Annotated in this window: 11 protein-coding genes and 3 pseudogenes; 8 read left to right on the forward strand and 6 right to left on the reverse strand. The window is 60.8% G+C overall.

Annotated elements, in window-relative coordinates; all coding sequences use genetic code 11:
• A pseudogene (locus tag ACGVJ8_RS04930) lies at positions 1-284 on the forward strand (hypothetical protein); the annotation flags it as partial.
• Between the two features lie 107 nt (positions 285-391).
• Positions 392-592, forward strand: a complete 201-nt coding sequence (locus ACGVJ8_RS04935) for a hypothetical protein (protein ID WP_392345963.1) — start codon at positions 392-394, stop codon at positions 590-592.
• 15 nt (positions 593-607) lie between these two features.
• Here ACGVJ8_RS04935 and ACGVJ8_RS04940 read toward each other — a convergent pair whose 3' ends face one another.
• The gene (locus tag ACGVJ8_RS04940) at positions 608-1063 is read right to left on the reverse strand and encodes a Fur family transcriptional regulator (protein WP_392345965.1); all 456 of its coding nucleotides are present in this window, start codon (positions 1061-1063) and stop codon (positions 608-610) included.
• Positions 1064-1205: 142 nt separating this feature from the next.
• Here ACGVJ8_RS04940 and ACGVJ8_RS04945 point away from each other — a divergent pair, with 142 nt between their 5' ends.
• The 3 genes and pseudogenes from ACGVJ8_RS04945 (at position 1206) to ACGVJ8_RS04955 (ending at position 2425) form a co-directional block, all read left to right on the forward strand.
• Positions 1206-1466: a DUF3764 family protein gene (locus ACGVJ8_RS04945; RefSeq protein WP_392345967.1), complete on the forward strand. Its 261-nt coding sequence runs from the start codon at positions 1206-1208 to the stop codon at positions 1464-1466.
• Positions 1466-1699, forward strand: a complete 234-nt coding sequence (locus ACGVJ8_RS04950; RefSeq protein WP_392345969.1) for a TIGR02450 family Trp-rich protein — start codon at positions 1466-1468, stop codon at positions 1697-1699. The genes ACGVJ8_RS04945 and ACGVJ8_RS04950 overlap by 1 nt, the downstream gene beginning before the upstream one ends.
• A pseudogene (locus ACGVJ8_RS04955) lies at positions 1677-2425 on the forward strand (metallophosphoesterase). Before ACGVJ8_RS04950 ends, ACGVJ8_RS04955 begins: the two are co-directional and overlap by 23 nt.
• 2 nt (positions 2426-2427) lie before the next feature.
• On the opposite strand, the gene ACGVJ8_RS04960 reads toward ACGVJ8_RS04955, so the two are convergent.
• The 3 genes and pseudogenes from ACGVJ8_RS04960 to ACGVJ8_RS04970 form a co-directional block, all read right to left on the reverse strand.
• Positions 2428-2679, reverse strand: a complete 252-nt coding sequence (locus ACGVJ8_RS04960) for a hypothetical protein (protein WP_392345970.1) — start codon at positions 2677-2679, stop codon at positions 2428-2430.
• A 42-nt stretch (positions 2680-2721) separates the two neighbouring features.
• Positions 2722-3051, reverse strand: a pseudogene (locus tag ACGVJ8_RS04965) (putative 2OG-Fe(II) oxygenase); the annotation flags it as partial.
• Positions 3008-3160, reverse strand: coding sequence for a hypothetical protein (locus ACGVJ8_RS04970; protein WP_392345972.1), 153 nt, complete (start codon positions 3158-3160; stop codon positions 3008-3010). The pseudogene ACGVJ8_RS04965 and the gene ACGVJ8_RS04970, both read right to left, overlap by 44 nt.
• A 196-nt stretch (positions 3161-3356) precedes the next feature.
• On the opposite strand from ACGVJ8_RS04970, the gene ACGVJ8_RS04975 reads away from it, so the two are divergent.
• From ACGVJ8_RS04975 to ACGVJ8_RS04985, 3 genes are all read left to right on the forward strand, one after another.
• On the forward strand, positions 3357-3659 hold the full coding sequence (locus ACGVJ8_RS04975) for a hypothetical protein (RefSeq protein ID WP_392345974.1): 303 nt from the start codon (positions 3357-3359) through the stop codon (positions 3657-3659).
• 401 nt (positions 3660-4060) lie between these two features.
• A complete protein-coding gene (locus tag ACGVJ8_RS04980) occupies positions 4061-5062 on the forward strand; it encodes a hypothetical protein (RefSeq protein ID WP_392345976.1) in 1002 nt (333 codons plus the stop codon).
• Positions 5063-5130: 68 nt separating this feature from the next.
• Positions 5131-5442, forward strand: a complete 312-nt coding sequence (locus ACGVJ8_RS04985; protein ID WP_392345978.1) for a hypothetical protein — start codon at positions 5131-5133, stop codon at positions 5440-5442.
• A gap of 148 nt (positions 5443-5590) precedes the next feature.
• Here ACGVJ8_RS04985 and ACGVJ8_RS04990 read toward each other — a convergent pair whose 3' ends face one another.
• On the reverse strand, positions 5591-6046 hold the full coding sequence (locus ACGVJ8_RS04990; protein WP_392345980.1) for a pyridoxamine 5'-phosphate oxidase family protein: 456 nt from the start codon (positions 6044-6046) through the stop codon (positions 5591-5593).
• Positions 6043-6745 (reverse strand): histone deacetylase (locus ACGVJ8_RS04995; RefSeq protein WP_392345982.1); only part of this gene is annotated, 703 nt, incomplete at its 5' end. The genes ACGVJ8_RS04995 and ACGVJ8_RS04990, both read right to left, overlap by 4 nt.

The raw sequence follows: 6745 nt of genomic DNA on the forward strand, positions 1-6745 counted from the left end.
GTGTGGTGCCGATGGGTGTGGTTTCGATTGGTGTGGTGGCGATGGGCGTGATCAATGCCGCCATCGTTGGGATGGGATTGGTGGCGGTTGGTGTGAACACCATGGGGGTGATCACCGCCGGCCCGATGAGCATGGGCTTGATTCAGATCCGCTCCACCACCAATCCCCGCTATCTGGCCTATCCCAGCCGCGAAGAGGCGGAGGAACAGGCGCGCCAATTGGGTTGTGAGGGTGTGCATCGCATGGGCGATCGCTACTGGATGCCCTGCAATGAGCATCCTTAGTAAGCAGCCCGCGCGTTTGCTTCACAAAAGCTTCGGAAGACTTCTAATTGCTCACGCCTTTCAGAGGCTGTGCTGCTGGCTTCAGTGTGCGAAACAGGGCGCATCTGATGTCACCATCGTCGCCACGCCAACGTCTCCAAACCCTGCTCAGTGCCCGATGGTTGAAGATGGGTGAAGTGTCATTGATGCATCACCGCCAGGTTCAAATTTTGCTGAACACCTTGAGACGCGAAAAAGAACTGGTGTCTGTCCAACTGATTGAGCTTCTGGTGGCTGATCTCTACGACAAGGAATTTCGCGCCGAATGATTCAGGTGTTGCGATCTATCCCTGACATTTGGGGCAGATCGCACGCACGTTCAGGCTTGATTCAATCAACTGAAAATCAACATGGGCGGCGGCGGCGGCTCCTGCTGCCAGCACAGGTTCACTTTCGAATTCCTCGGTGCGGCCGCAGCGGATGCACACCACATGGTGATGTTGGCGGTGATCGTCAACGGCAAGCTCGAAGCGTCGCCCCCCTTCACTGAGCTCCAGCTCCTGGAGCAGACCCATGTCGGCCAGCAGGCGTAGGGTGCGATACACGGTTGCCAGAGACACCTTCATTTCAAGTGCTGCCAGCTGCTGGTGCACATCTTCGGCACTGAGGTGGCAGCCGGACCCACAGCGCTTGAACAGCTCAAGAACCCGTTTGCGCTGCGGGGTCAGACGGCGCCCGTCCTGATGCAGCTCCTGCTGCAGGGTGATATCCGTTGCGGCAGGCGCGGAGGACGATGTCACAGCTTCTCCTCGCTCATTCTCAAGAGTAGGCCTTAATGAGAGTGCTGTCTCGCCTTCGGGGCAGAGCCCTGGTCGGATCCCATCGGTTGCCGATGAGGAAGATGAATGTTGGTGATAGCGTCCGCCGCTTTTATTCTGGTCGATGGAAACCCACATCTTCACCATCACCAAGTCATTTGCCGAATGGGTCGCCACCTATGACGCATCCCTGCCGCTTCAGAAAATCGCGGGTATTACTTCTCTCTACCGGGGAGTTAGTAAGGAGGACCCCACCAAGGTTTGCGCCGTGATGCAAGCCTCTCCCGGTGTGATGGAGCAATTCATCGCCGACAACACCGACATGATTGTGGCTTCAGGGCACGTGATTGAGAGCACCGTGAGTCAGGTGTTCGTCGCCAGCTGATGGCCTGGCGTCCTGCCCGGGCCTGGACCAGCCAGCGCCCGGTTGCCGGTTATCGCCATTTTGAGCTGATCATGCAAGGCGGGCGTGGTCCACTGCGATGGGTCGAGTTGGCGGCTGTGCTGGCTCCGTCGCATCGCGAGCGGGTGCTCTGGAGTGAGCTCAAGGATTCAACCCGCTGGTGCAGCGGCTGGCAGTCCATTCCGGAGAGCGATGAGGATTCTTCAACTCAGTGATCCACACCTGGTGGCTACTGATCAGGGGCTGGTGCCGAGACGGCCTGCCCTTGCTCACTTCGAGCGAGCTCTCCAGGTTTGTGGCGCCTTGAACCCCGATCTGGTGCTGGTGACGGGGGATCTTTGCCAGGACGAAAGCTGGGGTGGTTATGTCCGGCTGCGACGGGCCCTGAGACAACACGTGTGCTGCTCGGTTGCTCTGCTGCCCGGCAACCACGATCACCCGCTGCTGCTCGATGCGGTGCTGGGGAGAAGCTGGACGACGGCTCCAGCTGATCTATTGGTGCAAGGCGTGAGAGTGCTGCTGCTGAGCAGCCATCGGGTGGGTTCAGCTGCCGGTGCGCTCGGCTCGCTTCAGCTCCAGTGGCTGGCGCAGCGCCTGCAGTGCTCGGAGCGCCGTGATCTGCCCTTGGTGGTCGCTCTTCACCATCCACCGATCGCCATCGGTGATGCCGGCATGGATGCGATCAGGCTTGTCTTGAGGAGCTTTTGCGTCCCCATCGGGCCCTGCGGGCGGTGCTGTTTGGACACATCCATCAGCATTGGCAGGGCTCCTGGGCAATGCGGCCTGACGTGTTGCTGCTCGGATGCCCTTCCACGCTCTGCAGTTTCAAAGCGGTGCAGCCCTGTCCCCTGGGTCGCGCCGATGATCCGGGGGGCAGGCTGCTCGAGGTGACGCCTGATGGAAACGTTCAGCACCAGGTGCTGCGCTGGAGCAGCGTCTGAATTCAGCCCATTCCCTTCTGCGACTCGCGGAAGGCCTTGAGTTTGTCGATGTCCTTCTCTTCGTCGATGGAATAGTCCGTAAGGACCAAGGCCTTGCCGATGGTCCCGAGGGCGTATTCGATCCGGTCGAGATCGCAGCGTCCGTCGTCATCCAGTCGGGCTGCACGAATCACCTCAGGGCGCAGCTGGTCGGCCAACTGCTCCAGCGCCGATGCGATCGCTTTGGCCTGCTGGAGCCGCTCGGAGTCACCCATGAATCCTGAACAGATGCAATCGAAAGACTCTGACAGCTCTCGTCAGAACCCTTTGGCTGTGAGCCGCTGACTCGAGAGCGAGACGTTGCCCAGGGGTTGTTGCTGGGGGGCGGGCTGCTGCATCGCTGTGGGTGGAACACCGGGGGCCGCCGCCACATTAAAAGCCAGCGACCAGCGTTCCCCGTCCCCGCGGAAGGGCATCATCGAATGGGGTTGCCAGGCCGGGAATACATAGAACTCACCGGGAACAGGCAGCACGTAGTGCGCCATGCCGGTGTGGAACGACTGAATGTGCCAGTCTTCCGGGCCGTGGAAGCAGAGTTGGCCATCAAAACCGTTGGCGTTGATCTGGGGTGGCACCTTCAGAAAGATCGCTATGGGCGAGAACGCTTTCGCTCAGCGCAGTCAGCTGTTGGAGCAGAGGATCTGGAAGGGTGCCCCGAAGGATGGAGCGGGGAAACAGATCGAGAACGTCCACCATAGGGTTGGTCTGCTGCAGGCCATCGTGGCAGCCTCAAAGTGGGTGCACCGTTCATGACGATCGTGATGCTGCGCCACGCCCTCCTGCTGCCTGTGCTGCTGGGAAGCTGCGTTGCTGCAACGGCCGCTGATCTCTCTAGGCAACAGGGGCCAACGACAGCGCTGCTGCAGGGCGGCCCACTGCAGCTCAGCACCCGTTGTACGGCCGAGCTGTTCCCGGACGGCAACCGCACTGGAAGGTTGAACTGCATCGCGGCTGGAGCCCCGGCAATGCAGCCCCTTTGCCCGCCGGTGTGTACAGCCTGGGCCGTCCGGAACCGTGGGGTAATGATCTGTGGTTTGACCTGACCCCTCACTTCGACACCACCCGAAGTGTTCTGGGAATCCACCGCTGTTATCCCGGCGCGGGTTGCATCTGCATTCCCGAGCGGGCTGATATCGACGCGCTCGCCAGTTGGGTCAAGGTAACTGGGATTCGCACCCTGAAGGTGGTGAACTGATGGGAAAGCCTGGACGTGCAGCAGTCCCAGAGTCGGTCTCGAACGGAATTTGTGAATGTCGAAAAATTATCGTCGATAGTCCTGCAATCTCGTTCTTTTCGGCTCGTGATGCGCGGGCCAAGCCGCTAAGGGGCTTGGAAGCCAGGCCGAGCGATGCCTGACGGGAACTGCGATTTGGCTTTGGCTGAGGTCAAATCCATTCGTTCTTCAGACATTTGGGTCTGTATTCCTAAACACCGATTCGTCCGTCAACGTACGTTCGTGGTCGAATCGCTCCGGTGGTGTATCACCGTCGACCACACAACATTCGTTGACCACCAGACGTCCGGGTGGCCTGGAGCACCGTCATTCCTCCTGAGGATCACTACAACGGAGTCGATCCATCGGCTTGATTGGGATTCATGGACCTCAGCATCTGGATGCTCGTCGGCTTCCTGCTGGTGGCCTATTCCGTGGTGGCGAACGACTCGCTCCAGACCCTCGGCACCTATCTCTCCTCCAACCGGAAACGCACGCCGAAGCCGCTGCAGATGCTGTTCATCTCCACGGTGACCTGTGGAGTCCTGCTGTTGGGCTGGTTCCTCAACAACGGTGATCCCACCTGGGGGCGACTCAGTGTGCCTGGCAAGGAGTTTCCATGGCCCGAGCCGTTCACCTGGGTCTATGTGCTTCCACCGCTCGCTGTTGTGGCCTTGACCCAGTGGGGAGCACCGGTGAGCACCTCGTTTTTGGTGTTGTCATCGTTCATGCCGGCCAACATCGGCACGCTGCTCAGCAGCTCGCTGACGGGGTATGGCCTCGCCTTCGGCGTGGGTCTGGCGGCCTACGGTTTGGGGTTGTGGTCGCTGGAGCTATGGGTGTTCTCCCGTTCCCAGGACGGCCAAGACCCCAGCAAGGTCTGGTATAGCCTACAGTGGTTCTCCACCGGCTTTCTCTGGTGCATGTGGCTGGTGCAGGACCTGGCCAACATTTTTGTGTTCCTGCCGCGCCAGTTGGACCTCGTCCCGATGCTCATCTGCACACTGGTGCTCTGCGTGGGCCTTTGTGTTCTGGTGGCCACCGGGGGTGGGCCGATCCAGGCCGTGCTCCACACCAAGACCAACAGTTCCGATTTGCGTTCGGCCACGCTGATCGATCTGTTGTTCGGTCTTTGCCTGCTCTACAAGGCCTTCCTCTCCAGCTTCCCCCTCAGCACCACTTGGGTGTTTTTGGGCCTGCTCGGCGGCCGTGAGTTGGCCTTGCGGATCAAGCAACAAACATCAGACGTCCTGTTCATCAACCGGGAGGTAGGCAGTCTTGCCAAGGTCATCGGCACGGATCTCTGGAAAGCCGCCGTTGGCGTTGTGGTGAGTGTGGTGATCGCCCTCAGCATTCAGCCCCTCGCTCAGCTCACCGCAGGCTGACCCCTGTGGTCAGCGCCTCGATCGATGGCTAGGGCAGAGAGGGATGAGCCCCTCCATGGCATGTTGTCTTGTCGCTGTTACTGCCCTGGTTGATGGGCGGGTCTGCCTTCGCCAGACCTGAGCTGCAGCTCATTGCCAAGCAGACCATCCTTGAGGCGAATCGCCACCTGATTGCCGATGGCTGGCGTCCCGCCCCGGAAAAAACGCCAACGCCGGAGGAGTGGCGCTGGGCATCTGTTGCGCTCGAAAGCCTGTCGGTCTGTTCCGGCACGGGCGTTGGCTTCTGCCGCTTTGATTACTGCCGAGATCTGCAGCGGCTGTCGGTGGTGACGGTGCCCAGTGAACCGGGCCGTCCGTCCGTTGGTCGCGTTGATCGCTAGTGGTGATCATGGGTTCAGCGACTGCTCCTGCCAGAGCATGTCCACGCTCCAACGCGTGCGTTGATGGAGATGGGGGCCGAGGTTGAGCCGCTCGACGCTGATCACCTGCAGCCTCAGCACCACGAAATGCTCCGGCAGCGGTGCAGTTTCAGCCAGTTGAAGTTGATCGGGGAACGCCGCCGTGGGGTCCAGCGGATCTACCGGGTTGGGCCACCCCCAGACGGCCCGTCCTGTATTGGAGAACTTTTGCCAGCACTGGCTGGTAGAGCTCAGGTTGTTCGGTGGCTGTGATTAGCTTCACCTTTCCCCGTAGGCGGTACTGCTGGCGAGCTTTGGGGAACAACCAGCACAGTTCAGAGGCTCCATCGTTGGCGAGTTCCATCACCTTCTCGCTGCGCTGATCGCTGAACAGTTCGAGCTGGTCTGCACCGACCCAGCCGCGGAACACCAGGGTTCGCACCCGGGGTGCGCCATCGCGTCCTGTTGTGGCCAGTTGCACCCAGCGGGCGGCAACGGAGCGTCCCTCCTGCTGCATGGCCGCGCGCAGCAAAGGTCTCCAGGGGGGCATGGCCTCAGTGATGGCCTCACAGATTCCCTCAGTCATGGAAGGTCGAACAAGCGAGCCTGCTCGGCAGCAGCACACCATCGTGGTGCGTGCTGCTGCACGAGGGGAGCGAGGGCGTTGTAGCCGCCGCCGATCACCGTTGCGGTTGGAATCCTGCGGCGCAGACAGGCATCGAGCACGAGTCGATCATCGCGATGGGGATCGACACCCGCGTTGTAGAGCACCAAATCCGGCGCGATGGTGTCCAAGGCATCAGGCAACCGGTCGGCAATGGCAGCCAGGTAGTTGTCATCGCTGGTGCCATCGGCGAGGGGGATGTCGATATCCCCTTCCACTTTGCGTAAGGGGAATTTGCTGGCGGCGTGCACCGAAAGGGTGGTCACCCTGGGGTCGTGTTGAAAGCACGCTGCCGAACCATCCCCTTGGTGCACATCGAGATCCACGATCAGAATTCGCCGCATCTCTTCTGTTCCCAGCAACACCCGTGCGGCGACAGCACAGTCGTTGAAGATGCAGAAACCGCTCCCGAAGCCGGGGTGGGCATGGTGGGTGCCGCCCGCCAGATGAGAGGCCAAGCCCCGCTCGAGAGCCAGTCGTGCCGTCAACAGGGTGCCGCCCACGGCGAGCCAGGTGCGCTGCACCAAAGGCCGCGTGGCCGGAAGCCCGATGCGACGTTGCTCCGGTCGGGTCAGGAGATCACAGCTGAAGGCTTCGTGATACGTGCGGGGATGAACGCTC

Source organism: Parasynechococcus sp. (assembly GCF_042954245.1).
GTDB lineage: Bacteria > Cyanobacteriota > Cyanobacteriia > PCC-6307 > Cyanobiaceae > Parasynechococcus.